The organism is Aureimonas psammosilenae, assembly GCF_009176975.1.
In the GTDB taxonomy this organism is placed as follows: domain Bacteria; phylum Pseudomonadota; class Alphaproteobacteria; order Rhizobiales; family Rhizobiaceae; genus Plantimonas; species Plantimonas psammosilenae.
Genome location: NZ_WEZG01000001.1, coordinates 445,694 through 469,538, shown reverse-complemented (window position 1 = coordinate 469,538; position 23,845 = coordinate 445,694). Strand labels below are relative to the sequence as shown.

At 66.3% G+C, this 23,845-nt stretch carries 28 protein-coding genes; 17 read left to right on the top strand and 11 right to left on the bottom strand.

What is annotated here, in order from left to right; genetic code table 11:
- Positions 1-19: 19 nt before the first annotated feature.
- Genes F9929_RS02140 through F9929_RS02130 form a run of 3 tightly spaced genes read left to right on the top strand, consistent with a single transcriptional unit; the run spans position 20 to position 3,075 of the window.
- Positions 20-1,087, top strand: coding sequence for a methionine ABC transporter ATP-binding protein (locus F9929_RS02140; RefSeq protein WP_328595977.1), 1,068 nt, complete (start codon positions 20-22; stop codon positions 1,085-1,087).
- The gene (locus F9929_RS02135) at positions 1,080-1,733 is read left to right on the top strand and encodes a methionine ABC transporter permease (RefSeq protein ID WP_152044873.1); all 654 of its coding nucleotides are present in this window, start codon (positions 1,080-1,082) and stop codon (positions 1,731-1,733) included. The genes F9929_RS02140 and F9929_RS02135 overlap by 8 nt, the downstream gene beginning before the upstream one ends.
- 16 nt (positions 1,734-1,749) lie before the next feature.
- Entirely contained in the window at positions 1,750-3,075 is a 1,326-nt protein-coding gene (locus F9929_RS02130) for an LLM class flavin-dependent oxidoreductase (RefSeq protein ID WP_152044872.1), read from the top strand.
- A 145-nt stretch (positions 3,076-3,220) separates the two neighbouring features.
- Here the strand turns inward: F9929_RS02130 and F9929_RS02125 are convergent, their stop codons facing one another.
- From F9929_RS02125 to F9929_RS02115, 3 genes are all read right to left on the bottom strand, one after another.
- Positions 3,221-3,520 (bottom strand): DUF982 domain-containing protein, encoded by a 300-nt coding sequence (locus F9929_RS02125; RefSeq protein WP_193227572.1) that lies wholly within the window; start codon positions 3,518-3,520, stop codon positions 3,221-3,223.
- A 253-nt stretch (positions 3,521-3,773) separates the two neighbouring features.
- On the bottom strand, positions 3,774-4,277 hold the full coding sequence (locus tag F9929_RS02120; RefSeq protein WP_152044870.1) for a DUF3429 domain-containing protein: 504 nt from the start codon (positions 4,275-4,277) through the stop codon (positions 3,774-3,776).
- Between the two features lie 32 nt (positions 4,278-4,309).
- Complete coding sequence (locus F9929_RS02115) at positions 4,310-4,558, bottom strand: hypothetical protein (protein ID WP_152044869.1); 249 nt, start codon at positions 4,556-4,558, stop codon at positions 4,310-4,312.
- Between the two features lie 165 nt (positions 4,559-4,723).
- Here F9929_RS02115 and F9929_RS02110 point away from each other — a divergent pair, with 165 nt between their 5' ends.
- Positions 4,724-4,933, top strand: a complete 210-nt coding sequence (locus F9929_RS02110; RefSeq protein WP_152044868.1) for a hypothetical protein — start codon at positions 4,724-4,726, stop codon at positions 4,931-4,933.
- Between the two features lie 6 nt (positions 4,934-4,939).
- Here F9929_RS02110 and F9929_RS02105 read toward each other — a convergent pair whose 3' ends face one another.
- Both F9929_RS02105 and F9929_RS23880 read right to left on the bottom strand, forming a co-directional pair.
- On the bottom strand, positions 4,940-5,263 hold the full coding sequence (locus F9929_RS02105; protein ID WP_152044867.1) for a hypothetical protein: 324 nt from the start codon (positions 5,261-5,263) through the stop codon (positions 4,940-4,942).
- 313 nt (positions 5,264-5,576) lie between these two features.
- Positions 5,577-6,035: a hypothetical protein gene (locus F9929_RS23880; RefSeq protein WP_193227602.1), complete on the bottom strand. Its 459-nt coding sequence runs from the start codon at positions 6,033-6,035 to the stop codon at positions 5,577-5,579.
- Positions 6,036-6,088: 53 nt separating this feature from the next.
- Between F9929_RS23880 and osmF the strand changes: the two genes are divergently transcribed.
- The 7 genes from osmF (at position 6,089) to F9929_RS02070 (ending at position 13,170) form a co-directional block, all read left to right on the top strand.
- The gene (gene osmF / locus F9929_RS02100) at positions 6,089-6,952 is read left to right on the top strand and encodes a glycine betaine ABC transporter substrate-binding protein OsmF (protein ID WP_235918997.1); all 864 of its coding nucleotides are present in this window, start codon (positions 6,089-6,091) and stop codon (positions 6,950-6,952) included.
- A gap of 19 nt (positions 6,953-6,971) precedes the next feature.
- Positions 6,972-8,135, top strand: a complete 1,164-nt coding sequence (locus tag F9929_RS02095; protein ID WP_152044865.1) for an ABC transporter permease — start codon at positions 6,972-6,974, stop codon at positions 8,133-8,135.
- Positions 8,132-9,073 carry an ABC transporter ATP-binding protein gene (locus tag F9929_RS02090; protein ID WP_152044864.1) on the top strand — a complete coding sequence of 314 codons (942 nt, stop codon included), beginning with the start codon at positions 8,132-8,134 and terminating at the stop codon, positions 9,071-9,073. The genes F9929_RS02095 and F9929_RS02090 overlap by 4 nt, the downstream gene beginning before the upstream one ends.
- Positions 9,070-9,819 (top strand): ABC transporter permease, encoded by a 750-nt coding sequence (locus F9929_RS02085; RefSeq protein ID WP_152044863.1) that lies wholly within the window; start codon positions 9,070-9,072, stop codon positions 9,817-9,819. The genes F9929_RS02090 and F9929_RS02085 overlap by 4 nt, the downstream gene beginning before the upstream one ends.
- Positions 9,820-9,905: 86 nt before the next feature.
- On the top strand, positions 9,906-10,634 hold the full coding sequence (locus F9929_RS02080; protein WP_152044862.1) for a cell wall hydrolase: 729 nt from the start codon (positions 9,906-9,908) through the stop codon (positions 10,632-10,634).
- A 109-nt stretch (positions 10,635-10,743) separates the two neighbouring features.
- Positions 10,744-11,136: a response regulator gene (locus F9929_RS02075; protein ID WP_152044861.1), complete on the top strand. Its 393-nt coding sequence runs from the start codon at positions 10,744-10,746 to the stop codon at positions 11,134-11,136.
- Positions 11,137-11,370: 234 nt separating this feature from the next.
- A complete protein-coding gene (locus tag F9929_RS02070) occupies positions 11,371-13,170 on the top strand; it encodes a chloride channel protein (RefSeq protein WP_152044860.1) in 1,800 nt (599 codons plus the stop codon).
- Positions 13,171-13,179: 9 nt separating this feature from the next.
- Here F9929_RS02070 and F9929_RS02065 read toward each other — a convergent pair whose 3' ends face one another.
- Genes F9929_RS02065 through F9929_RS02055 form a run of 3 tightly spaced genes read right to left on the bottom strand, consistent with a single transcriptional unit; the run spans position 13,180 to position 14,726 of the window.
- Positions 13,180-13,428 carry a DUF2188 domain-containing protein gene (locus F9929_RS02065; protein ID WP_152044859.1) on the bottom strand — a complete coding sequence of 83 codons (249 nt, stop codon included), beginning with the start codon at positions 13,426-13,428 and terminating at the stop codon, positions 13,180-13,182.
- Positions 13,429-13,455: 27 nt separating this feature from the next.
- Positions 13,456-14,163 (bottom strand): phosphoglycolate phosphatase, encoded by a 708-nt coding sequence (gene gph, locus F9929_RS02060; protein WP_152044858.1) that lies wholly within the window; start codon positions 14,161-14,163, stop codon positions 13,456-13,458.
- Positions 14,164-14,168: 5 nt separating this feature from the next.
- A complete protein-coding gene (locus F9929_RS02055) occupies positions 14,169-14,726 on the bottom strand; it encodes a MaoC family dehydratase (protein ID WP_407922195.1) in 558 nt (185 codons plus the stop codon).
- Positions 14,727-14,762: 36 nt separating this feature from the next.
- On the opposite strand from F9929_RS02055, the gene F9929_RS02050 reads away from it, so the two are divergent.
- The 4 genes from F9929_RS02050 to F9929_RS02035 all read left to right on the top strand — a co-directional run bounded on the left by F9929_RS02050 (position 14,763) and on the right by F9929_RS02035 (position 20,168).
- Positions 14,763-15,449 (top strand): TetR/AcrR family transcriptional regulator, encoded by a 687-nt coding sequence (locus tag F9929_RS02050; RefSeq protein ID WP_193227571.1) that lies wholly within the window; start codon positions 14,763-14,765, stop codon positions 15,447-15,449.
- Positions 15,450-15,539: 90 nt separating this feature from the next.
- Positions 15,540-17,321: an N-acetylglutaminylglutamine amidotransferase gene (locus tag F9929_RS02045; RefSeq protein ID WP_152044855.1), complete on the top strand. Its 1,782-nt coding sequence runs from the start codon at positions 15,540-15,542 to the stop codon at positions 17,319-17,321.
- On the top strand, positions 17,291-19,027 hold the full coding sequence (gene ngg / locus F9929_RS02040) for an N-acetylglutaminylglutamine synthetase (protein WP_152044854.1): 1,737 nt from the start codon (positions 17,291-17,293) through the stop codon (positions 19,025-19,027). The genes F9929_RS02045 and ngg overlap by 31 nt, the downstream gene beginning before the upstream one ends.
- Complete coding sequence (locus F9929_RS02035) at positions 19,014-20,168, top strand: osmoprotectant NAGGN system M42 family peptidase (RefSeq protein ID WP_152044853.1); 1,155 nt, start codon at positions 19,014-19,016, stop codon at positions 20,166-20,168. Before ngg ends, F9929_RS02035 begins: the two co-directional genes overlap by 14 nt.
- Before the next feature lie 4 nt (positions 20,169-20,172).
- Here F9929_RS02035 and F9929_RS02030 read toward each other — a convergent pair whose 3' ends face one another.
- The 3 genes from F9929_RS02030 to F9929_RS02020 all read right to left on the bottom strand — a co-directional run bounded on the left by F9929_RS02030 (position 20,173) and on the right by F9929_RS02020 (position 22,483).
- Positions 20,173-21,123: a sensor domain-containing diguanylate cyclase gene (locus F9929_RS02030; protein WP_152044852.1), complete on the bottom strand. Its 951-nt coding sequence runs from the start codon at positions 21,121-21,123 to the stop codon at positions 20,173-20,175.
- 148 nt (positions 21,124-21,271) lie between these two features.
- A complete protein-coding gene (gene fdhD, locus F9929_RS02025) occupies positions 21,272-22,078 on the bottom strand; it encodes a formate dehydrogenase accessory sulfurtransferase FdhD (RefSeq protein WP_235918951.1) in 807 nt (268 codons plus the stop codon).
- A gap of 198 nt (positions 22,079-22,276) precedes the next feature.
- Positions 22,277-22,483, bottom strand: a complete 207-nt coding sequence (locus tag F9929_RS02020; protein WP_152044850.1) for a hypothetical protein — start codon at positions 22,481-22,483, stop codon at positions 22,277-22,279.
- Positions 22,484-22,652: 169 nt separating this feature from the next.
- On the opposite strand from F9929_RS02020, the gene F9929_RS02015 reads away from it, so the two are divergent.
- The gene (locus F9929_RS02015; protein ID WP_152044849.1) at positions 22,653-23,345 is read left to right on the top strand and encodes a YjbE family putative metal transport protein; all 693 of its coding nucleotides are present in this window, start codon (positions 22,653-22,655) and stop codon (positions 23,343-23,345) included.
- A gap of 19 nt (positions 23,346-23,364) precedes the next feature.
- Positions 23,365-23,820 carry a preQ(1) synthase gene (queF, locus tag F9929_RS02010; protein WP_152044848.1) on the top strand — a complete coding sequence of 152 codons (456 nt, stop codon included), beginning with the start codon at positions 23,365-23,367 and terminating at the stop codon, positions 23,818-23,820.
- Positions 23,821-23,845 lie beyond the last annotated feature (25 nt).

Genomic DNA, 23,845 nt, shown 5'->3' with positions numbered 1-23,845 from the left:
AAGGCACGCCCCGCGACCCATGAATCAGCATGTTCCATCGACAAGGCTCGAAGCCTCGTCAGGCAGCGTCCCGGCCATCGTCCGTTTAACGGATGTGCGGCGGCACTTCGGCGAGGTGCGGGCGCTGGACGGCGTGTCGCTTGAAGTCGGTGCCGGCGAGATTCTCGGCGTCATCGGCCGTTCGGGCGCTGGCAAGTCGACGCTGATCCGCTGCCTCAACGGGCTGGAGCGGCCGGATTCGGGGCGCATCGAGATCGAGGGGCGCGACATCGCCGGCCTCGCCGAGTCCGAGCTTCAGCCGCTGCGCCGCCGCGTCGGCATGATCTTCCAGCACTTCAATCTCCTGTCCGCCAAGACGGTGGCGGAGAACGTCGCGCTTCCCTTGAAGATCGCGGGCGAGAACAAGGCGGCGCGCCGGCAAAGGGTGGCCGAGCTTCTTGATCTCGTCGGTCTTGCCGACAAGGCTAAATCCTATCCCGCCCAACTATCGGGTGGCCAGAAACAGCGCGTCGGCATCGCGCGGGCGCTCGCCGCAAAGCCGGCGCTTCTCCTTTCGGATGAGGCGACATCCGCCCTCGATCCCGAAACGACGCGCTCGATCCTGGCGCTTTTGCAGGACATCAACCGCCGCCTCGGGCTGACGATCATTCTCATCACGCACGAGATGGAAGTGGTGCGCGCCATCGCCGACCGCGTCGCGGTGATCGAGGCCGGACGCATCGTGGAGGAAGGCCCGGTCTGGCAGGTCTTCGCGCAGCCGCACCAGGCGCTGACGAAAGGCCTCCTCGGCGGCATCCGGCCGGAACTCCCCGACGCCATCTCGCGCACGCTTTCATCGACTATGGCCAACCATGCTGTTCTGCGCGCCGATCTCGTCGGCGACGGCGCGGGCACGATCATCACTGATCTGGCGCGGGTCACCGGCCGCCCGGCCGAGTTCCTGCATGGCGGCATCGACCATATCCAGGGGCGTGCCGTGGCGAGCCTTTTCCTGAAGATCGCGGCGCAAAACGAGGCCGAGTTGCGGCAAGTCCTCGCCTTTCTCGCCTCGCGCGGCGCTGAGACGGAGGTTCTCGGCCATGTCTGAGACCATGATCCGGCTTCTCCTGAAAGCCATCTGGGAAACCATCCTGATGACGGCGGCCTCGGGCGCGATCTCGTTGGTTGTCGGCCTGCCGCTCGGCCTCGTTCTCGTCGCAACCGCCAAGGGCGGCTTTGCGGAAAACCGTTGGGTGAACTCGGCGCTCGGCGCGGTGGTGAACGGCTTCCGCTCCGTGCCTTTCATCATCCTTCTCGTCGCGCTGATCCCGGTGACGAGGCTGATCGTCGGCACCTCGCTCGGCACCTGGGCCGCCATCATGCCGCTCGCCATCGCCGCGACGCCCTATTATGCGCGCATCGCGGAAGTCTCCCTGCGCGAGGTGCATCCGGGCCTCATTGAGGCGGTGCGCGCCATGGGCGGCAACCGCTGGCATATCGTGCGCGAGGTACTGGTGCCCGAAGCCCTGCCCGGCATCGCAGCGGGTTTCACCGTGACGCTCGTGACGCTGATCGGCGCTTCCGCCATGGCGGGCGCGATCGGCGCGGGGGGCCTGGGCGATCTCGCCATCCGCTACGGCTACCAGCGTTTCGAAACCGGCGTGATGATCGCGGTGGTCGCGGTCTTGATCGTTCTCGTTTGTGCCCTGCAATGGGCGGGCGACCGCATCACGGCCCGGCTCGACCACCGCTGAGCGGAGGGAAACATCGATGACGGCAGCGCGGCAATTGAGGCTCGGGGCTTTCATGCGCCCCGTCAGCATCCATACGGGCGCGTGGCGCTATCCGGGCGCGTGGCGCGACGCCAATTTCAGCTTCCCGCGCCTCAAATATCTCGCCGGCCGGCTGGAAGCGGCGCGCTTCGACGCCTTCTTCATGGCCGACCATCTCGCCGTTCTGAACATGTCGACGGAAGCGTTGCGCCGCAGCCATACGGTGACGTCCTTCGAGCCCTTCACGCTCCTGTCCGCGCTGGCGAGCGTCACGAACCGCATCGGGCTCGTGGCGACGGGCTCCACCAGCTTCGACGAGCCCTATCATGTCGCCCGCCGCTTCGCTTCGCTCGACCATATCAGCGAAGGACGCGCCGGATGGAACATCGTGACGACATCGAACCCGGACGCCGCCTTGAATTTCGGGCTGGAAGAGCATCTGGACCATGCCGAACGCTATCGGCGGGCCCGCGAATTCTACGATGTCGTCACCGGCCTTTGGGACTCGTTCGCCGACGACGCCTTTCCGCGCGACCGGGAAAGCGGCACCTATGTCGAGCCGGAGCGGATGCATGTCCTCGGCCACAAGGGCGAGTTCTTCCAGGTACGCGGGCCGCTCAACATCGCGCGCCCCGTCCAGGGCTGGCCGGTGATCGTCCAGGCCGGCGCGTCCGAGCCCGGCCGCCAGCTCGCGGCCGAAACGGCGGAAGTCGTCTTCGCCGCGCCCAACGCCCTTCGCGACGGGCAGGAGCTTTACGCCGACATCAAGGGGCGGATGGCGCGGATCGGGCGCGACCCGGACCATCTGAAGATCCTGCCGGGCGCCTTCGTGGTGGTCGGCGACAGCGTGGAGGAAGCGCGCAAGAAACGCGCCCTTCTCGACAGCCTCGTTCATTACGAGAACGCCATCGGCTCCTTGTCCATCGCGCTCGGCCATGATGCGAGCGGCTTCGACCCCGACGCGACGTTGCCGGATATCCCTGAAAGCAACGCTTCGAAGAGCGGGCGGGAAAAGACCATCGATCTGGCGCGGCGCGAGAACCTGACCGTTCGCCAACTCGCCCAGCGCCTCGGCGGCTATGGCGGGCTGTCCTTCGTCGGCACGGCAGAGACCATCGCGGACGAGATGCAGGAATGGCTGGAAACCGGGGGATCGGACGGTTTCAACGTCATGTTCCCCTCTCTGCCGGCCGGCCTCGACGACTTCGTCGACAAGGTCGTACCCGAGCTTCAGAAGCGCGGCATCTTCCGGCGCGAATATGAAGGCACGACGCTGCGCGACCACCTCGGATTGCCGAGGCCGAAGAACCGCTTCTTCGCCTGACGCCGTGGTCTCGAGGCCGTTCCCGAAGAGGGCATCGACTTCGTTTGACGATCAAAACAAAACCGGGCCTCGCGAAGCGAAACCCGGTCGAACTGTCCAGACGCTAGCCGAGGGACTTAAGCGTCCCTCAAGCCTTCTCGATTGCTCAGGCGGCGATGCCGGTGCGGGACGCGACCGGCGCGTTGGCGATGGCGAGCCCGAGATCGGGCGCGAGGATGCCGCGCTCGGAGGCGAACTGCACGAGAGCGGCGCGGGCGGCTTCGCCACGCGTTTCACGCCGCATCGCGGAACGACAGGCTTCCATGGCGCGAAGATGGGCGCCGCCCCGAAGAGCGTTCGGGCATTCGTCCAGAAACACGAAGGCCTCGGCCACCGTTTCCAAGGACGAAGGCACGTTCAATCCGACGTAAACCCATACCGGCTCAGAGAACTTATCGTATTCCACCGTACTCTCCACGAATGTCGATCGCGGGATTTCTTCCAGCGAGATGAAACGGATTTTGGCGGAACTTCGCGCGTCTTCAAGAGGGCAAGAAGGTTAAGACGTGGACTGAAACGATTGAAAAAATTAGGAACCTGTTAATACGGTGAATAAGGTTACTTCGTGGGGTGGCGATGGGGCCTCAGGCACCCGAAAACACGCCTGAAGGGGAACTTCTATTGTGTCCCTTCGAGCGGTCGGGCTGTCGGATAGAGGATCAGAACAGGTCGCCCGCTTTCGCCGAAATCACCAGAAGCGACAGGACCGCCAAACTCATCTGCGGCGGACGCAACCGGGCAAAGTAAAGCGGCGCTTCGCCCCAACGGGCGGCGACAGGATCGAGCACGAGAAGGCTGGCATAGGCCAGAAGTTGCACGAGGCCGGACGCGAGCGGAAACTGGAAGGCAGCGGCCAGAACCGCCGCGAAGCCCGCCAGAAACAACCACATCATCATGGCAAGCTGCGCGAGGGTTGCCCCGCCAGGCGTCCGGAAGCTGACGCCCCGGCGCACGCCCGACAGGAAGAGCACGATCGCCGCGCCCCACAGAAGCGTGCCCTTCAAAAGGAAAGCCGCGTATTCGCCGGGCACCAGGACAACCACCGCAGCGCCGGTCACCAAAGGCACCATCGCGGCATAGGCGAAGAGGATTTCGCGGAGCGGGGTCGATGCCGGCTCATCGATCCTGATGGTAACGCCCTCGACGGGCCGATCTGCCGCCATCCTTGCCCGCCCGCGTTGAAGAAGCGTTCGGATCAGTTGCCGCGGATCGCCTGGAGAAGGCTCGCCAAGCGCTCCTCACCCGATTCCGTCAGCCGGCCGCGATCGCCTTCGACCTCCAGAAGACCGGCCTCGGTCAAGGCCGACACGCCTTCGCTGTCGGCGCGGTGCCCCTTGCCGTCGTCTAGAACGACGTCGCGCACCTTCTCGCCGCTCGTCAGGGAGTGATAAGCGGCGAAGGTGAGGATCGACAAGGCTTTGTCGGATAGCGATTGATCGGCCATGGAATGCTCCCGCTGGTTTCGCGGGTCAACGCGCCAGGGTCCCGTCCCGATCCGGCAGGGACGAGACGCCGCAGGTCCACTCTTGCGGGAAGAACAACGAGGCTTCATCCTCGCCGCCGGACCGGGCGGTTCCACCACCGGATCTTTCGGCAAGGATGGGCAGAAATGCTCTACGATTCGAAATGGGAGCGCAGGTTCGAGAAGCCGCAGCCGCCCGACCGGCACGGATGGTTCCTGTTCTTTCTGTCGGTGCTGGTTCCGGTCTCCATCGTCGCCTACGCGATCGCCGATACGTTCAACGACGTGATGCTGCTGATCTGGCCCGTTCTCGCCAACATGGCGGCCATCGGCGTGAGCTGGTTCGTGGGCCGTTGAGAGGGCTCAGAAGGTCTCCGGCTCGACTTCAGAATCGTCCGGCGCGCCGATCGAAAGATGAAGCGCTTCCACGGGAATAATGACCTTCAAGCCGCGCCGCTTGAAATCCGGCGCGATGCGCGCGCCGCCGATCTCCACGGACAAGGGAAACGGGCGCGACGGATCGCCTTCCGGCATCGAACGCAGCAATTCGCCGACGCGGCGCTCGAAGCCACGCCCTTCCTCCGGGCGGAAGTCGGGCAGGAAATCCTCGACGCTCTGCGCCATCGCCCATTGCGGCGGGGTGACGATCAGAAGGGAAGCGCAGAGCGCGCCGGCACGCTTGCCCAACCCTTCAGCTCCTTCCCGCCCGCCCGAATATTCGACCACCACTGTGGAAGGGTGAGGCTTGCGGAGCCTTCTGTAAAGCGAGAGACGTTGGCCGCCCACGCAAGCCAGCGAGCAGAGTTAGCGAGCGGTTGACCTGAGTTTTCGCAAGAACGCGTCGTGAGACCGGGATCGCGCGAAACGCGGGTCCCGAGCCTCGTCCGAACTGGCACGGGCTGACGATGAAAAGCGACGCGGATACTGAGTGGAATCGTCGAATGAACTGGCCCGTTGGCCGATCTGCCGCTCGACTTCGCGGCTTTATGCGTGGTGGTCCCTAGAGGAAACGCAGGGACGCGGTGTTGCTGCGCATGACATCCGCAACGGCTTCGATACGCTCGGCACTCGCGCGCTCGTGCAGCGCATCGAGAGTATCCACCTGTCCTTGTTCGAGGGCCTCATCTTCCGTGATCAGGCCGTCTTCCAAAGCTTCGAGAGTTTCGGTTCTCGACATCAGGGACCCCTTTTTGTGGTTAACGGTTGCGAGAATCCCTCGCGAAGCGATCGGTTCCAATTTTCCGGCCAACTTTTCGAAAAAAGCGGATGACCTTGGTGAAACAGGATTCGGGCATCCGTCATTCGCGCTTTCCGCCTCGCAAAGGCTCAGAAGGCAATTTCTTTGCGTCGGCGGGCCTGCCCGTAGAGTGATTTGGCTTGAGTTTCCGAGCATCTGCCCCAAACCTTGGGTGAACAACAGGGCTGCGTATGACGCGTCGGCCTGCGAGGGGAGTTCCACCCGTGCCTATCTCCAAAATCCTGTTCGCCGGCGCGGTGGCGCTCGGCTTGTCGATGGGCGCCGCTTCCGCAGCTCCCGTCGTCGTGTCCTCCAAGATCGACACCGAAGGCGGCGTTCTCGGCAACATCATTCTTCTGGCCTTGAAGAACGCCGGCATCGAGACGACCGATCGCCTTCAACTCGGCGGAACGCCCGTGATGCGCAAGGCCATCACCGGGGGCGAGATCGACATCTATCCCGAATATACCGGCAACGCCGCCTTCTTCTTCAACCGCCCGGACGACCCGGCCTGGAAGGACGCGACCAAGGCCTACGAGCAGGCCAAGCAACTCGACTACGACGCCAACAAGATCGTCTGGCTGTCGCCCGCCCCCGCCAACAACACCTGGGGCATCGCGGTGCGCGAGGATGTCGCCGGCCCGAACAACCTCGAAACCATGTCGCAGTTCGGCAAGTGGATCACGGATGGCGGCGCGGCCAAGCTCGCGGCGTCCGCCGAATTCGTGAACTCGGCGGCGGCGCTTCCCGCCTTCCAGACCACCTATGCCTTCGCCCTGAAGCCCGAGCAGCTTCTGACGCTTTCGGGCGGCGACACGGCGGCGACCATCGCGGCCGCCGCGCAGGGCACGAACGGCGTCAACAGCGCCATGGTCTACGGTACGGATGGCGGCATCTCGGCGTCCAGCCTCGTGGTGCTGACCGACGACAAGAACGTCCAGCCGGTCTACCAGCCCTCGCCGATCATCCGCGAAGCCGTTCTGAAGGAAAACCCGAAGATCGCGGACGCCTTGAAGCCCATCTTCGACACGCTCGACCTCAAGACGTTGCAGGACCTCAACGGCCGCGTTCAGGTCGGCGGCGAGCCGGCCAACGCCGTCGCGGAAGGCTATCTGAAGGACAAGGGCTTTCTGAAGTAAGTCCGGCATCGTCGCGGCGATGGGGGACAAGCTCGACAAGCTCGGGGTTCTGATCGCGGCGCTCGCCGCCTTCGCCGCGCTCTGGCTGCCCTTCGCCGCGTTTCGCGCGAACCGGATCGTCGCGGCGCAGCCCCGCACGATCTGGGAAGCGCTGCCGGCGACCGGGGCCGCCGCGCTTCTGGCCGTCCTCGTTCTCGCCGGCCTCGTCGCGCTTTTCCGCGCGCCCGCCGTTTGGCGCTTGTGCCTCGGCTTCGCGGCCATCGCCGCGCTGGCCTTGGCGGTCGGCGCGGCCCCCTCGCACCTCACGCCCGCCAACAACACCTATGCGCGCGTTTCGCCGGCCTCCGGCTTCTGGCTGGCGCTTTTCGCCTTTTCGATCCTCTGCACCGATGCGCTGACGCGCCTTCGCCCGAAGCCCCTCGCCCGCATCGCAATCCTGATCGCCGTTGCCCTGGCTTTCGCGCTCGTTCTCGGCTCCGGCCTTTGGGACGGGTTGTCGATCCTGAAGGAATATTCCACCCGCGCCAGCGCCTTCTGGCGCGAAGCCCGCCAGCACGTGCTTCTCGCCTTCGGGTCGCTCGCCGCCTCGGTGGCGGTCGGCGTGCCGCTCGGCATCCTTTGCCACCGGATACGGGCCTTCCGCGAGCCGATCCTGAACGTCCTCAACATCGTCCAGACCATCCCCTCCATCGCGCTGTTCGGCCTTCTGATCGCCCCGCTCGGCTGGATCGCGCTGAACGTTCCGGGCGCGCAGGCGCTGGGCATCAGGGGCATCGGCGCCGCGCCCGCCCTCGTCGCGCTGTTTCTTTATTCGCTGCTGCCGGTGGTCGCGAACACGGTGGTCGGCCTCGCCTCCGTGCCGGCGGAGGCGAGCGACGCCGCGCGCGGCAGCGGGATGACGGACCGCCAGCGCTTGTTCAAGGTCGAGCTTCCGCTGGCCTTTCCGGTGATCCTCACCGGCATCCGCATCGTGCTCGTGCAGAATATCGGCCTTGCCACCGTCGCGGCGCTGATCGGCGGCGGGGGCTTCGGCACCTTCGTCTTCCAGGGCATCGGGCAGACCGCGATGGACCTCGTGCTGCTGGGCGCCGTGCCGACCGTCGCCCTCGCCTTTGCGGCCGCCGTGGTTCTCGACGCGCTTGTCGAAGCCGCCACTCCTCGAACAAGGAGGCAAGCCGCATGATCGAGCTTCGCCATCTCGTGAAGCGCTACGGCGAAACGAATGTCGTCGACGACGTGTCCATGGTCATCCAGCCGCGCACGATCGCGGCGATCGTCGGAACGTCCGGCTCCGGCAAGACGACGCTGATGCGCATGATCAACCGCATGACGGAGCCGACCGGCGGCGAGATCCTGATCGACGGCGAGGACAACCGCTCGCTGCCCGGCCATGAGCTGCGCCGGCGCATCGGCTATGCGATCCAGAACCACGGCCTTTTCCCGCACCGCTCGGTGGCCGAGAACATCGCCACCGTGCCGCGCCTTCTCGGCTGGAACGAGAAGCGCATCGCGGACCGCGTGGACGAACTCCTCCACCTTTTCGGCCTCGACCCTGCGCTCTTCGCCAAGCGCCATCCGCACGAGCTTTCCGGCGGGCAGCAGCAGCGGGTCGGCGTGGCGCGGGCGTTGGCCGCCAAGCCGAACATCCTTCTGATGGACGAGCCCTTCGGCGCGCTCGACCCGATCATCCGCACAAAGGCGCAGGCCGATCTCCTGACCATCCAGAAGGCCACCGACACGACGATCGTGATCGTCACCCACGACATGGAGGAAGCGATCCATCTCGGCGGCAGGATCGCCGTGATGGACGGCGGCAAACTCCTTCAATATGCGAGCCCCGCCGGGATTCTCGCCCATCCCGCGACGCCCTTCGTGGAGGAGTTGATTGGCACCAACGAGCGGCCCTTCCGCTTTCTGTCGCTCGGCACGCTCGACGCGCTGGTGGAGCCGGGGCAAGCGCCGGGCGCGCCGATCGCGGCTTCCGCCAACCGTCGCGACGCGCTGGCCGAGCTTCTGTGGTCGGGCCGGGACGCAGCGCCCGTCGCGGACGCGCAAGGCCGCACCGTCGGGGTCGTTCGCACCGCCAGCCTCGTGTCTGGCGCGGCAAGGCCGGCGGCGTGAAGCGGCTTCCCCTTCTGCTCCGCCTTCTCGCCCTGGCGCTTCTCGTGCTCTTCCTTTGGAGCCCGGCGAGCTTCGAGCCGCTTTTGCGACCGCTGACGGAGAACGGCGCGCCGGCCATCTACAACCAGGGCAACCTCCTCACCCTGACACTCCAGCATCTGGAACTCGTTTTCGCCGCGACAGCGCTTTCCACGCTCATTGCCGTGTTGCTCGCGATCCTCGTGACGCGGCCATTCGGGGCCGAGTTCCTGGCCCTATCGCGCAGCCTCGTGAATATCGGCCAGACCTTTCCGCCCGTCGCGGTTCTGGCGCTTTCCGTGCCGGCGCTCGGCTTCGGTTGGAAACCGACCTTCGTCGCCCTTTTCCTTTACGGCCTCCTGCCGATCTTCGAGAACACGCTGACGGGCCTCACCACATTGCCGCCCGCCGTTACGGAAGCCGCGCGCGGCATGGGGCTCACCAACCGCCAGCGCTTGCTGAAAGTGGAACTGCCGCTCGCCCTTCCGGTGGTCCTCGCGGGCATCCGCCTGTCGGCCGTGATCGGGCTTGCCACCGCCACCATCGGCTCGACGGTCGCGGCCCGGACGCTCGGCGAGGTCATCATCGCCGGCCTCCTGTCGAACAATCTCGCCTTTATCGTGCAGGGCGGCTTGATCGTCGCGGTTCTCGCCGTCCTCATCTACGACGGGCTGTCGGGTATCGAGGCGCTCCTGTCCCGCCGGCTTGGGGACACGACGCGGCGCTGAGGGCATCAGGTTCTGTCGGGGTTACACGGCGTTAAGCCTTTGCCGCGAAAATCGGCCCGACAAAACATGCTCTCGGGGCCGCCGCCATGTCGCGTTTCCGCCCAACACCCCGCGCTCTCGCCATTCTCGGCCTCGCCCTTCTGGCAGGCCTGTCCGGCTGCGCCCGCATGAAGCGGCTGACCGAAGAGGACTGCATGGCGCGCGCCATGTATTTCGAATCGAACCGCTCCAGCGCCGATGGCATGCTGGCGGTCGGCACCGTCGTTATGAACCGCAAGAATTCCGGCAAGTATCCGCGATCCGTTTGCGGCGTCGTCGGGCAGAAGAAGCAGTTCGCGCCGGGCGTACTTTCCAAGCCCATGGCGCGCGGCGAGGCGCTCGCCCGCAAGACCGCCCGCGACGTGCTGCGCGGGGCGCGGCACGGAGAGGTCGGTCGACAGGCGATGTTCTTCCACACCGCGGGATATTCCTACCCCTACAACAACATGCATTACGTCGCGATCGCCGGGGGCAACGCCTTCTACGAGAAGCGCCGCAACCCGACGCAAACCCAGTCCGACGTGGCGAGCCGGGGCGACCGTCTGATCACCGCGCCGCAAGCCCGCCGCGACCGCCTCGTCGCCGAGCGTATCGGCGGGGCGAACGCCGTTCCCGTCGCCGTCCTCCCGCCGGTCGGGACCCTGGAAACGCCTTCCCGAACCGTGTCGGAACCCCTGCCGCTGCCCGGTCCGGCCGTGCGGCTTCAAAGCCAGAGCGACGTCGCCCTGCCCGCGATCACGATCGAGCAGGCCATCGCCGGCGACGGCCTTTACTGAACATGAGCGGGGATCGGCGGCATAAACGCTTCGTTCACCACATCCAAGCGAAGATCATTTTAGGAAAATCCGAAGCGAAACCCTCCGACCGAATCGGCATTCATCCTGTATGAGCTATCCGCCGCTCCCCTCCCCCTGCAAAGTCCTCGTGGTCGAGGACGAGCCGCTTCTGCGGCTCGACGCCATCGACCTCATCGAGGAAGCGGGCTTCGAGGTGGTGGAAGCCACCAATGCCGATCAGGCGCTGCGGCTTCTGGAGCGCGACCCGGATATCCGCATCCTCTTCACCGATGTCGACATGCCGGGTTCGATGGACGGCGTGAAGCTCGCCCATCTCGTACGCCTGCGCTGGCCGCCGGTGGCGATCCTCGTCTGCTCCGGCCACCTGAAGGTCACGCAAACGACCCTGCCGGAAAACGGCCGGTTCTTCTCCAAGCCCTATCCCGCCCATGCCGTGCAGGATGCGTTGCGCCAAGCCGCCAGCAACCGCCTCGCCGCCTGATGGGCCGAGAGCCTGTTTGACAACTCGCCGGCAGAGGGCCGGCGAGGGATTTTTCGTTCTCATGAGGCGCCAAACGCAGTCGATGCCGGCGGCATCGGCGAGGATTGGCAACGAAATGGGGGCGGAAAAGACCCGGCGAGACCGACCCGGTCGGGTTGTCAAATAGGCTCTGACGACTCGCCAAGGCGTGGGCAAGGCATTAGACGCTTCGGGCGAGCAAGGCGCCGCCCGTTCATGGACCAGCCGGTCACCGATTCCTCGACCATCATCACGGCATCGGACGGCGGCAGCCGGGTTCCGAACCGCCTTCGCGCCTTGGTGCGCGCCAACGAGATTGGCATCGCCGCCGTCGCGGTGGTAATCGGGGCGATTGCCGGCCTTCTCGTGATCGGCATCTCGGCGGCAGCGCAAGGGCTACATGTTCTCCTGTTCCGGATCGATCCCGACGAGCGCCTGAGCGCCGTTTCCGGCTTCGCCACGCCCTCGCTCGTCTACATGCCGGCCCTCGGCGGCCTTTTCCTCGGCCTCGTCCTGTTTATCTTGTCGCGCTGGCGAAAGCGGGCGCTGGTCGATCCGATCGAGGCGAACGCGCTGCATGGCGGGCGCATGTCCTTAAGCGACAGCATCGTCGTGGTGGTGCAGAACCTCATCTCCAACGGCTTCGGCGCGTCCGTCGGGCTGGAAGCGGCCTATACGCAGATCGGCTCCGGCATCGCCTCGCGGATCGGCATCGCCTTCGAACTGCGCCGCTCCGACATGCGGGTCTTCGTCGGCTGCGGCGCGGCCGGCGCCATCGCCAGCGCCTTCAACGCGCCGCTGACCGGCGCCTTCTACGCCTTCGAGCTCATCATCGGCACCTATTCCATCGCGACGCTCGCGCCCGTCGTGGCGGCAGCCTTGAGCGGCGCCCTCGTCGCGCGCCTTTTCATCGGCAACGAATATCTGATCGACATCGGCACGCCGGAAGCCGTCGGGGCGGCCGATTATCCGCCCGCCATCGCCCTCGCCATTCTCGCGGCCGGCATCGGTATTCTTGTAATGCAAGGCGTGACGCGCACGGAAGGCCTGTTTCGGCGAAGCCGCATTCCCCTGCCCCTTCGCCCGGCGCTGGGGGGCCTTGCCCTCGCGGGCCTCGCCACGATCACGCCGCAGGTGCTGTCGGCCGGTCACGGCGCCATGCACATGACCTTCGACATCGATCTGCCGCTGACCGCCCTGATGCTTCTTCTCGTGGCCAAAGCTCTGGCGGCCGCGATCTCCATCGGCAGCGGCTTTCGCGGCGGCCTCTTCTTCGCGTCCCTGTTTCTCGGCACGATCCTCGGCAAGCTCTTCGCCATCGCCGCCTTCACTGTCATGGGCGAAGACGCGCTCGGGGCCCCGATCTACGCCCTTGTCGGCATGAGCACGCTCGCGGTCGCCATTATCGGCGGCCCGCTGACCATGACCTTTCTGGCGCTGGAAATGACGGGCGATCTGCCGATCACCGCCCTCGTCCTCGCGGCGGTGGCGGTCACGTCCGTGACGGTGCGCAAGACCTTCGGCTATTCCTTCGCCACCTGGCGCTTCCACCTGCGCGGCGAGAACATCCGCGGCGCGCACGATATCGGCTGGATTCGCAACCTTTCGGTCGGCCGCATGATGCGCCGCGACCTGCGCACCGCCTCGATCGACACGACGCTGAAGGTGTTTCGACGCGATTTTCCCTTGGGATCGGCCCAGCGCGTCGTCATCACGGACCGCTCCGACGCCTATGCGGGGATCGTTCTCGTGCCCGACGCCTATGGCGAGACGGTCACCGATCTCGACCGGACGGTTGCCGACCTCCTGCGCTTCGCGGACGCGATGCTGTTTCCGCAGATGAACGCGCGGGAAGCCAGCCGATTGTTCGACCTTGCCGAAAGCGAAGCGCTAGTGGTGGTGGACGGGGCGGACACGAAAAAGGTGCTCGGCCTTCTCACCGAAAGCCATCTTCTGCGGCGCTATGCCGAGGAACTGGAAGCCCGGCGAAGGGAGGCGGCCGGAGAGACCGCCTGAGACAGGCCTTCAGCGGCCGGCGTCCACCACATGCGTTTCCGGTCGGTCGGTGCCGTCGGCGACTTCCTCGTGCCATTTGCCTTCGGCGTCCTGATAGGAGATGCCGTCGGTCTCGCCGGCAAGGCTCTGACGCTCGGCCGCGTCCCGCGCCGCCGCCAGCGCATGGTCGTGGCTCGGGAAGGTTTCCGAGAACACGCCGCCCACCTTATAGGCCCAGCCGCCGTCGTGTTCGACGATCTCGTAGTTCAGTTCGCTCATGAGCGTTCCTCCTTCATGCCAATAGCGTCAAAGGTCGGGCGCTCCCTCCCCTTCGGCAAGGGCCAGAAGCGCGGCCGGCAGTTCGTCGAGACGCTCGATCGCGCGGTCCGCGCCGAGCGCCTCGGGCGTCAGTTCCGTGTAACCGCCGGCAACCGCCACCACCGGCATTCCGGCCGCCCGCGCGGCCTGGACGTCGTTCTCGCTGTCGCCGACGAACACGGCCTCTTCGGGCCTCAGCCCCAGTTGCTCGCAGGCATGGAGGATGAGGCCCGGCTCGGGCTTTCGCGCCGGCCCGGCATCGCCCCCGACCACGACCGCCATCAAGGGCAGAAGCCCGAAATGGTCCAGAACGGTGCGCGTCGCCGCGCCTGGCTTGTTGGTCACGGTGCCGAGCCGGACGCCCTTCTCGTGGAGATCCCGCAGAAGGTCGGAAACGCCGGCCATCAAGGTGGTGGACTGCGTCGCACGCGCCTCGTAGATCGCGGTATAGCGCTCGCCGACCTTGGTCCGCGTCGCCGGGTCGATCTCGACGCCGAGCGCCGCATAGGCGCGCTCGATCAAGACCGGCACGCCGCGCCCGATCATGCGTGTCACGGCGTCCAGCGTCAGCGGCGGCTCGCCGTAGCTTTCCAAGGTTTCGTTCAGCGCCGCGTGGATATCGGGCGCGCTGTCGATCAAGGTGCCGTCGAGGTCGAAGAGAATGGCGTGCGGCCAGTCGGTGGGCTTCGTCGTCATGTCGTTCACTCCGTCGGAGGCTCAAGCACCGCGACCGTCGTCCAGCGCGCGGTCAGGGCAGGCTTGGCCGTATTCTCGATTTCGATCGTGGCGTCCCAGGTGGATTGAAGCGACACCGCCCGCTCCACGAGACCCACGAGCCGGAAGCGGCCGCGCACCCGCGCCCCGCTCTTCACGGGAGCCACGAAGCGCACCGTCTCGAAGCCGTAATTGATGCCCATGCGCGTGCGCTCGACGCCGGGCAGCGCGTCGAAGGCGAGCGTCGATAGAAGCGACAGCGTCAGGAAGCCGTGCGCGATAGTGCCGCCGAAAGGTGCTTCGGCCTTCGCCCGCTCGGGGTCCACATGGATGAACTGATGGTCGTGCGTGGCGGTGGCGAAGGTGTCGATCATCGTCTGGTCGACAGCCAACCAGTTCGACACGAAATCGTCGCCGTCGAGATGCCGGCGATAGACTTCCAGGGGCACGAGCCGCGCGCGAAGCGCTTCTTCCGTCGTCGACATCTCGGCCAAGTCCTGCCACCCTTTCCGCTTCACGGCTTCCCTGTTGACATCGAACGGCATGCCCCGTCCACTCCCCGAGCTTCGGAGGGGACGGGGATGGGCAAGGCGGAGCGTCATGCGAAGGGCGGAGGACAAGCCTCGGCGCGGCGCGCATCCTTCGCCGGCGGCCGTCTCGAACGCCTCAGCCCCGCCGGCGAAACGAGCCGCGCGACCCTTCTTCGGGCAGCGGCCGAATGCTTCGGCGAGACCGGCTATAGGCAAGCCTCCATCCATGCCGTCGCGCGGCGGTGCGGCGCCACCAAAGGCCTCGTCTACCACCACTACCGCTCGAAGGGCGACCTTTACCTCGACGCGATGCGCTGGGGCCTGAACCATCTGGAAAGCGCCATCCAGCCCGTCTTCGCTTCGCGCGAGCGCGCCGCGACGCGGCTGAAAGGCATGGCGACGAGCCACCTCGCCGCGCTTCTCGCCGAGCCGGCGGCCCGGCACGCCCGGCGCGGGAATCCCCCGTCCGATCTCGGGCCCGACCTGGAAGAGGAGGCGGCCGCCATCACCGGCTTCTCGCTGCGCTACGACGGCTTGTTCGGCGCGGTGCTGGACGACGCGCGGCGCGAAGGCGACGCCGACACGCGCCTGCCCGCCGGAACCACGCTTCCGGCGCTTCTCGCCGTTCTGGACCTTCCCGCCCGATCCCGTGAGCCTTTCGCGCCGGCCGATCTCGCCCTCGCCGCGCTCCGGGCCGCTGGTCTCCAACCCGCCGTTCTGGACGAGGAGTTCGCGTGAGAAGACAACCCAGGCGGGAATGCGGTTCCACCTGACGGGTCGCCGCCTATATGCGGGCGCATCGGCAACCAGCGAAGGCGAACCCAACATATGTGCGGCATCTGCGGCGAAATCCGCTTCGACGGCGAACAGGCATCGGCGGAACGGTTGTCGCGGATGAGCGGATGTCTCCAGGCGCGCGGGCCTGACGGCGCGGGTCTCATCCTGCGCGGGCGCGTCGGCTTCGCGCACCGCCGGTTGAAGATCATCGACCTGACCGAAAAAGCCGAACAGCCGATGACCGACCCCGATCTCGGCCTCACCGTCGCCTTCAACGGCTGCATCTACAATTATCCCGAACTCCGGCGGGAGCTGGAAGGGAAAGGCTACCGCTTCTTCTCCACCGGCGACACGGAAGTCATCATCAAGGCCTTCCACGCCTGGGGCCCGGATTGCGTCCGGCGCTTCCACGGCATGTTCGCCTTCGCCATGCTGGAGCGCGATTCCGGCCGGGTCACGCTTGCCCGCGACCGTTTCGGTATCAAGCCGCTTTATCTGGCGCAGGACGAGAAGCGCCTCCTTTTCGCGTCCTCCCTCCCCGCGATCCTCGCCGCCGGCGACATCGATACGCAGATCGATCGCGAGGCGCTTCACCATTACATGACGTTCCACGCCGTGGTACCGGCGCCGATGACGATCCTGAAGGGCGTCCGCAAGCTGCCCCCTGCGACGATCCGGCGGATCGAGCCGGACGGGTCCTTCACCGACGAGGTATTTTGGCAGGCGAGTTACGCGCCCGCCCCCGGCGAAGAGCGCTACAGTTCCGCCGATTGGCGCGACCGCGTGATGGACGCCCTGAAGCTCGCCGTGAAGCGCCGCATGGTGGCCGACGTGCCGGTGGGCGTCCTCCTGTCGGGCGGCGTCGATTCCTCGCTTCTCGTCGGGCTTCTGGCGGAAGCCGGCCAGACCGGGCTTTCCACTTTCGCCATCGGCTTCGAGGAGGCGAACGGCGAGAAGGGCGACGAGTTTGTGTATTCCGACCTCATCGCCAACCATTACGGCACCGACCACCACAAGATCTTCGTGCCGGGCTCCGAGCTCATGGAGAACCTTCCCGGCACGATTCAGGCGATGTCGGAGCCGATGGTCTCCTATGACAATGTCGGCTTCTATCTCCTGTCGCGGGAAGTCTCGAAGCACATCAAGGTCGTGCAAAGCGGGCAAGGGGCCGACGAGGTTTTCGGCGGCTACCATTGGTATCCGCCGATGCGCGGGGCGGGAGATCCCCTCGGCACCTATGCCGGCCATTTCTTCGACCGCAGCCACGAGACACTGAAGACCCAGCTTGCGCCGGAATGGCTGATCGACCGGGACGCCAGCCGCGACTTCGTTTCGCGCCATTTCTCAGGCGACGGCGCGCCCGATCCGGTGAACAAGGCGCTGCGGCTCGACACCAATGTCATGCTGGTGGACGATCCGGTGAAGCGCGTCGACAACATGACCATGGCCTGGGGGCTGGAAGCGCGCGTGCCCTTCCTCGACCACGAATTGGTGGAGCTTGCCGCGCGCATTCCGGTGGAGGAGAAGTTGAAGGACGGCGGCAAGGGCGTCCTCAAGGATGTCGCCCGGCAGGTGATCCCGCACGAGGTGATCGACCGGCCGAAGGGCTACTTCCCCGTGCCGCAGCTCAAATACATCGCCGGCCCCTATCTCGACATGGTGCGGGACACGCTGACTTCGCAAAGCGCCCGCGAGCGCGGGTTGTTCCGACAGGATTATCTGGACCAGCTTTTCACGGACCCCGCCTCGCACATCACGCCCCTGCGTGGTTCCGAACTCTGGCAGGTCGCGCTTCTGGAGACATGGCTCCAGCTTCACGGAATCCGTTCGTGAGCGGCCCCCAAGACTCCTTCGTGGATTGCGGCTGGGGCCGGCTGATCTTCGGCCAGACCTTTGCGCGGACGGAAGACCTCGTCTCGGCGCTGCGCGAGGAAGGCGCGGACCGGCGGGACATCGCCTTCTATATCAGCGACCCGCATGTGGTCCTCGCCCACGCGCCGCAGGATCTCTTTCTCGATCCGTCGCACACGTTCCGTCTCGACCTTGCCGGCTTCGAGACGACGCAAGCGCCCTCCCCCGGCTTTCGCGTCCGGCGCATCGAGACCGACCGCGACGCCACCGAGATGAACCGGCTTTACCGCGCCCATCGCATGGTGGAGATCGATCCGAGCTTCTTTCAGGTGAAGCGCGGCGATCCTGCCCTCGCCCAACTCGTCGCAGAGGACGAGACCACCGGCGCGATCATCGGCACGGTGTCGGGCGTCGACCACGCCGCAGCTTTCGGCGACCCGGAACGCGGCTCCTCGCTTTGGTGCCTCGCCGTGGACGCGCAAGCCGTCCATGCCGGCATCGGGGCCGCCCTGGTGCGTGCGCTGGCCGCGATCCATGCCGGGAACGGCGCGGTCTGGATGGACCTGTCGGTGATGCACGACAATGCCGGGGCCATCGGCCTTTACGAGAAGCTCGGCTTCCGGCGCGTGCCCTTCTTCGCGGTGAAGCGCCGCAACGCCATCAACGAGCGCCTTTACGTCGGTCCGGCCGAGGGCATTGAGGCCTTGAACCCCTATGCCCGGATCATCGTGGACGAAGCGCGCCGGCGCGGCATCCACGCCGAGGTGACGGACGCCGAAGGCGGCTTCTTCCGCCTAACCTATGGCGGGCGCTCCATCCATTGCCGCGAAAGCCTGTCGGAACTGACCTCCGGCGTCGCCGTCTCCATCTGCGACGACAAGGCGGTGACGCGCCGCATCGTGGAAAGCGCCGGCGTCACCGTGCCGGAGCAGATCGTGGCGGGCGACGACGACGCGGCGCTCGCCGCCTTCATCGAGAAGCACCGAAGCATCGTGGTGAAGCCCGCGCGCGGCGAGCAGGGGCGCGGCGTCGCCGTCGGGATCGACACGGTGGAGGAAGCGAAAACCGCCATTGCGGTGGCGCGCGAGCAATCGGACCGCGTTCTCTTGGAAGCCTGCTTCGAGGGCGACGACCTTCGCCTCGTGGTCATCGACTTCCGTCTCGTCGCCGCCGCGCTCCGCAGGCCCCCGACCGTCACCGGCGACGGCAAACGCACGGTGCGCGACCTTATCGAGCACCAGTCGCGGCGGCGCGCCAGCGCGACGGGCGGCGAAAGCCGCATCCCGCTCGATGGGGAAACCGAGCGATGCCTTCGCGCGGCGGGCTTCGCGCTCGAGGATGTGTTGCCGGAAGGCGAGCGCGTCACGGTGCGCAAGACCGCGAACCTCCATACCGGCGGCACGATCCACGATGTTACCGGCGAGGTGCATCCGACCCTGGTGGAGGCCGCCTGCCGGGCGGCGCGCGCCATCGACATTCCCGTTTGCGGCGTGGACTTCATGGTGAAGGACCCGCGCCAACCGGATTACATCTTCGTGGAAGCCAACGAGCGGCCGGGCCTTGCCAATCACGAGCCGCAGCCCACCGTCGAGCGCTTCGTGGACCTTCTGTTTCCCTTATCGCTGCCGAGGGAAGCCAGCCGGGTGCGCGACCCGAACCGCCGGAGGCGTCCGCTTGCCAAGGCTTGATATCGACATCCACTACCTGACGAACCAGTTGAAGGCGCTGCTCGCGATCCCGAGCCCGACCGGCTACACCGACACGATCGTGCGCCACGTCACCGGGGAGCTGGAACGGCTCGGCCTGCCTGTGGAGCTGACGCGCCGGGGCGCGATCCAGGCGGTGCGCCAGGGCTCGCGCCGCGCCTCGGCCCGCGCCATCGTCGCTCATGTCGACACGCTCGGCGCGCAGGTGAAAGCGATCAAGGAGAACGGCCGCCTCGAACTCGTGCCCATCGGCACCTGGTCGGCGCGCTTTGCCGAAGGCGCGCGCGTCACGATCTTTTCCGAGGCCGGCACCTATCGCGGCACGATCCTGCCCCTGAAGGCGTCCGGCCATACCTACAACGAGGAGGTCGACAGCCTGCCCGTCGGCTGGCCCTATGTGGAGCTTCGGATCGACGCCCTCGCCCGCACGGGAAGGGAAGTGGAACGGCTCGGCATCGAGATCGGCGACACGGTGGCGGTGGACCCGCAGCCCGAATTTCTCGACAACGGCTTCATCAATTCGCGCCATCTCGACGACAAGGCGGGCGTCGCCTGCATGTTGGCCGCCATCGAGTCGCTGGAGCGCAACCGGGCCGTGACGCCGGTCGACATCCATTGGCTCTTTTCCATCGCGGAAGAAGTCGGCGTCGGCGCGGCTTCGATCCTGACGCCGGACGTGGCCTCCATGGTCGCCATCGACAACGGCACGTCGGCCCCCGGCCAGAACTCGTCGGAGTTCGGCGTGACGCTCGCCATGGCCGACCAGACCGGCCCCTTCGACTACCACCTGACGAAAAAGCTCGCGCGTCTCTGCCGGGACGAGGAGATCCGCTACCAGAAGGACGTCTTCCGTTATTACCGTTCGGACTCGGCCTCGGCGATCGCGGCAGGCCACGATGTGCGGACCGCGCTCATCACCTTCGGCGTCGATGCCAGCCACGGCTGGGAGCGCATCCACGTCCATGCGCTGCGCTCGCTCGCCGAGCTCGTCACGGCCTACGCGACCTCGCCGGTGGAGATCGAGCGCGATCTCGAAGTGCATGCCGGCATCGAGGGCTTCACGCGCCAGCCCCTGGCGGAAGCCACGCAGGAACTGACGGAAGAGGCCGAACCGACCGACTGAAGAATCAGCGGGCGGCGCGAAAACGCATCATCTGCGCGCTGCCGCGATCGAAGCCGATATGGCGGCCCCGGCCATAGGCTTTGGCCTGATAAAGTGCCGCATCGGCGCGGCGCATGGCTTCGTCGAGATCGAGCCCGGTCTCGTCGCAGCGCGCCGAGCCGATGGACGCGCCGATATCGATGTCGTGGTCGCCGATGGCGAAGGTCTTGCCGAGAGCGCGCAGGAGCCGAAGCGCGACGCTTTCCGGGCCGTCGTGCCGGCCGGTGCGGGCGAGCAGCACCACGAACTCGTCGCCGCCGAAACGCGCCAGGAAATCCGTGTCGCGCAGGCAATCGGCCATGCGTGCGCCCGCCGCCCGAAGCAACTCGTCGCCGATCCGGTTGCCGTAAAGATCGTTGGCGCCTTTGAAGCCGTCGAGATCGACGTAAAGCACGGCCTCCACGTTGCGGCGTCGCATACCGTCCTCGAAGCGCCGGCGCAGCATCGACCGATTGCCGAGGCCGGTGAGCGCGTCGTGTTCGCTCATGTGGCGGATCTGGCGTTCGGCCTCGTGCCGCTCGGTCACGTCTTCCGTGGTGGACAGCCAACCGCGGCCGGGCAGCGAAACTCGCGAAAAGCGCAGGTGCCGGCCGGCGGCCTCGGCATCCTCGGTCTTGGGCCCCGTCGAGACGCTGGTCCGGTGGTGCTCCGCGATGGAGGCCGCCTCGGCCCTCGTCAGGCGCCCGAGCGAAACGCCGATCGCCAGCAGTTCGGGAAAGGCGATGCCGACCGGCACGCTTTCCGGCAAGCCGAGATCGGCGAGGAAGCGACGGTTGGAGAAAACCAGGCGGTCGTCCACGTCGAAGACGGCGAGCCCGCAGGGCATGTGCATGGCGGCCAAGGCCACCAGATCGAGATTGCCGGACCCGTTCGCCTGTTCGAGCAAAGACAGGGGCCTCGACCCTCCGATAGACATGACCTTGCCTCTCCTCTTTCGCCCGCCGACACGAAGCGCGTCGATCTACTCAATCCTACATTGTGACAAGAATGCATAAAATTGGTGAATCTTTGATTGATGCTGAATTGATGCGCATCTTTCCACGACCCACGAGGGATTTCGCGGATCAACCGTCGCCTTCCGACGCTCCGATGACGCGCTCGGGATGCGTGAACACTTCGAAATCCTCGCCCCGCGCGACCGCCGCGAGGGTGAGACCGACGCTTGTGGCCGTCTGAATCGCGAGTTCGGTCGGCACCGACACGGCGGCGAGAAGGGGCACGCCCATCGTGGCGCATTTCTGAATGAGTTCCACCGAAACGCGGCTGGTGATCGCGATCATGCCCGTCGCCGGATCGAGCCCGCGCCGGGCGATGTCGCCGGCCACCTTGTCGAGCGCATTGTGGCGCCCGACATCCTCGCGCACGCTCAAATCCCCAGCCCCCGGCGCGACGAAGGCGGCGGCATGGACGGCACGGGTCTGCCGGCCGAGAACCTGCCCTTCCGCCATCCTTCCCATGGCTTCCACGATCTGCGAGGGCTCGAAGCGGGTTCCTGCCGACACGCAGGGCAAAGGCGGCACGGCGAGTTCTAGGGATTCGACGCCGCAAAGGCCGCAGCCGACCGGGCCCGTCATCTGGCGGCGGCGCGCGACATAGGAACGGCCGCGCTCCGGCACGAGACGGATCTGGCAGTCGAGACCGACTTCCGTTTCCACGACTTCCAGATGCTCGATCTCTGCCAGTGATGCGACGATGCGCTCGTTGAGGGCAAGGCCGATCCCGAGGTCCTCCAGATCGCGCGGCGTCGCCATCATCACGGCATGGGTGGAGCCGTCCACCGAGATCGCCACCGCCACCTCGTCGGGAACGCTGCGGGTGCCAGCCGAAAACGAGCCGCCGCGGTAAAGGAGAACAGGCCGCGACGGGCTCAACGCGCCCGTCCGTTCGACCGATGATGCGGAGCGCGGGGCGTCATGGGGTTGTGTCTCCGATCCGACGGGCAGGAACCCCCTATGTGGTCCCGGCCGGGACATGCGCCAGCATTCCGTCGATGGACCGGGTAGCAAAGCAAAGGCCGGAAACGCTTTCGCATTCCCGGCCCGGTCGATGAATGGAACGATGCGGACGCGTCAGTTGACGGTGGCGGAGGTCTCGAAATGACCGCACCAGTCGGATTTGGCGACCACCGGCCAAAGGCCGTGCGCGTCCGGTTGGGGCTGCGAGACCGGCGGGTTGAAGCGGCAAAGGCCGGCTTCCGCGTCGGCATGCTGCTCGTTCGTCGCGTGGTTGTCGAAGAAATTGCACTTGTTGCAGGCGGCTTCGCTGTGGATCGACATGGAATTTCCTTCTCTCCGAACGGGCGCTTGAGCGCCCTTCAACCGAATGGAAGTCCTTCTCGGACATCCGCCATCTTGGAACGTTTCCAAACTAGCAAACATCATTCTCTTTGGAAAGGTTCCAAACTAGCGTGTCGGCAGCTTTCTAGCGAAGCCGGCCCGGCGCGCTATGAAGAAGGAGGACGCATTCGCCGGAGCCTTCGGCGGTGAAGGAGGTGTGCCGGTGAACGAAAGCTTCTGGGTCACGGAAGGGGCGGCGCTGGCGCAGGTTTTTCTGATCGACGTGGCGCTGGCGGGCGACAACGCCGTGGTCGTAGGCATGGCGGCGGCGGGCGTCGCCGAAGCGCGGCGCGGGCGGGTGATCCTGTGGGGCATCGTGGCGGCCGTCGTCATCCGCATCTCGCTGGCCCTCGTCGCGGTCGAGCTTCTCGACATCGTCGGGCTGACGCTCGCAGGCGGCCTCCTTCTTCTCTACGTCGCCTACCGAATGTTCCGCGAATTTCGCGAAAGCGGCAGCGCGGCGGAAAAAACGGCGGCCGAAGCCGCGAAAGCCAAGCCAAAGAGCTTTCGCGCGGCGCTTTTCCAGATCGTCGTCGCCGACATCTCCATGTCGCTCGACAACGTCCTGGCGGTGGCGGGCGCGGCGCGCGAGCACCCGGAAGTGCTGGTCGCGGGCCTTCTTCTGTCCGTCGCCTTGATGGGGGCTGCCGCCAATCTCATCGCCCGGCTTCTCCAGCGCTGGCGCTTCATCGCCTGGGGCGGCCTTCTGGTGATTCTGTTCGTGGCTTGCGAGATGATCTGGAGCGGCTACAACGAGGTCGCCGAGGTCGTGCCGGTTCTGCCGGCCTTCGGAACGAATTGAAATAACAGGAAGAAGTGCATTGAGCGACGCGCTGCAGCAACTCGGGCGGGAGGTGTCCCTGCCCCGGTCCCCCGACGAGGCCGTTCTGGAAACCGTTCCCTACGAGCGCCCGAACGGACCGCCGGTGATCGTGCGCTTCGTGGCGCCCGAATTCACCTCGCTCTGCCCCGTCACGGGCCAGCCCGACTTCGCCCATCTCGTGATCGACTACGCGCCGAGCGAGCGCCTCGTGGAATCGAAGTCCCTGAAGCTCTTCCTCACGAGCTTCCGCAACCACGGCTCCTTCCACGAGACCTGCACAGTGAAAGTCGGCCAGCGCATCGTGGAAGCCACGAACCCGATCTGGCTGCGCATCGGCGGCTACTGGTATCCGCGCGGCGGCATTCCGATCGACGTGTTCTGGCAGACCGGCGCGCCGCCCGAAGGCACCTTCCTGCCCGACCAGGGCGTCCCGCCCTATCGCGGACGCGGCTGACGATCCGTTTCCGACCGGAGGCTGC

Bases quoted from the DNA above. Each gene is read 5' to 3' on its own strand.
- F9929_RS02050 (WP_193227571.1), top strand. From the start codon at position 14,763: ATGGGCAAGGCGGAGCGTCATGCGAAGGGCGGAGGACAAGCCTCGGCG.
- F9929_RS02070 (WP_152044860.1), top strand. From the start codon at position 11,371: ATGGACCAGCCGGTCACCGATTCCTCGACCATCATCACGGCATCGGAC.
- F9929_RS02030 (WP_152044852.1), bottom strand. From the start codon at position 21,123: ATGTCTATCGGAGGGTCGAGGCCCCTGTCTTTGCTCGAACAGGCGAAC.
- F9929_RS02095 (WP_152044865.1), top strand. From the start codon at position 6,972: ATGGGGGACAAGCTCGACAAGCTCGGGGTTCTGATCGCGGCGCTCGCC.
- osmF (WP_235918997.1), top strand. From the start codon at position 6,089: ATGGGCGCCGCTTCCGCAGCTCCCGTCGTCGTGTCCTCCAAGATCGAC.
- F9929_RS02090 (WP_152044864.1), top strand. From the start codon at position 8,132: ATGATCGAGCTTCGCCATCTCGTGAAGCGCTACGGCGAAACGAATGTC.
- F9929_RS02130 (WP_152044872.1), top strand. From the start codon at position 1,750: ATGACGGCAGCGCGGCAATTGAGGCTCGGGGCTTTCATGCGCCCCGTC.
- F9929_RS02045 (WP_152044855.1), top strand. From the start codon at position 15,540: ATGTGCGGCATCTGCGGCGAAATCCGCTTCGACGGCGAACAGGCATCG.
- F9929_RS02065 (WP_152044859.1), bottom strand. From the start codon at position 13,428: ATGAGCGAACTGAACTACGAGATCGTCGAACACGACGGCGGCTGGGCC.
- F9929_RS02075 (WP_152044861.1), top strand. From the start codon at position 10,744: ATGAGCTATCCGCCGCTCCCCTCCCCCTGCAAAGTCCTCGTGGTCGAG.
- F9929_RS02115 (WP_152044869.1), bottom strand. From the start codon at position 4,558: ATGGCCGATCAATCGCTATCCGACAAAGCCTTGTCGATCCTCACCTTC.
- F9929_RS02110 (WP_152044868.1), top strand. From the start codon at position 4,724: ATGCTCTACGATTCGAAATGGGAGCGCAGGTTCGAGAAGCCGCAGCCG.
- F9929_RS02015 (WP_152044849.1), top strand. From the start codon at position 22,653: ATGAAGAAGGAGGACGCATTCGCCGGAGCCTTCGGCGGTGAAGGAGGT.
- F9929_RS02080 (WP_152044862.1), top strand. From the start codon at position 9,906: ATGTCGCGTTTCCGCCCAACACCCCGCGCTCTCGCCATTCTCGGCCTC.
- F9929_RS02140 (WP_328595977.1), top strand. From the start codon at position 20: ATGAATCAGCATGTTCCATCGACAAGGCTCGAAGCCTCGTCAGGCAGC.
- F9929_RS02135 (WP_152044873.1), top strand. From the start codon at position 1,080: ATGTCTGAGACCATGATCCGGCTTCTCCTGAAAGCCATCTGGGAAACC.
- F9929_RS02120 (WP_152044870.1), bottom strand. From the start codon at position 4,277: ATGGCGGCAGATCGGCCCGTCGAGGGCGTTACCATCAGGATCGATGAG.
- ngg (WP_152044854.1), top strand. From the start codon at position 17,291: ATGGCTCCAGCTTCACGGAATCCGTTCGTGAGCGGCCCCCAAGACTCC.
- gph (WP_152044858.1), bottom strand. From the start codon at position 14,163: ATGACGACGAAGCCCACCGACTGGCCGCACGCCATTCTCTTCGACCTC.
- F9929_RS02055 (WP_407922195.1), bottom strand. From the start codon at position 14,726: ATGCCGTTCGATGTCAACAGGGAAGCCGTGAAGCGGAAAGGGTGGCAG.
- F9929_RS02020 (WP_152044850.1), bottom strand. From the start codon at position 22,483: ATGTCGATCCACAGCGAAGCCGCCTGCAACAAGTGCAATTTCTTCGAC.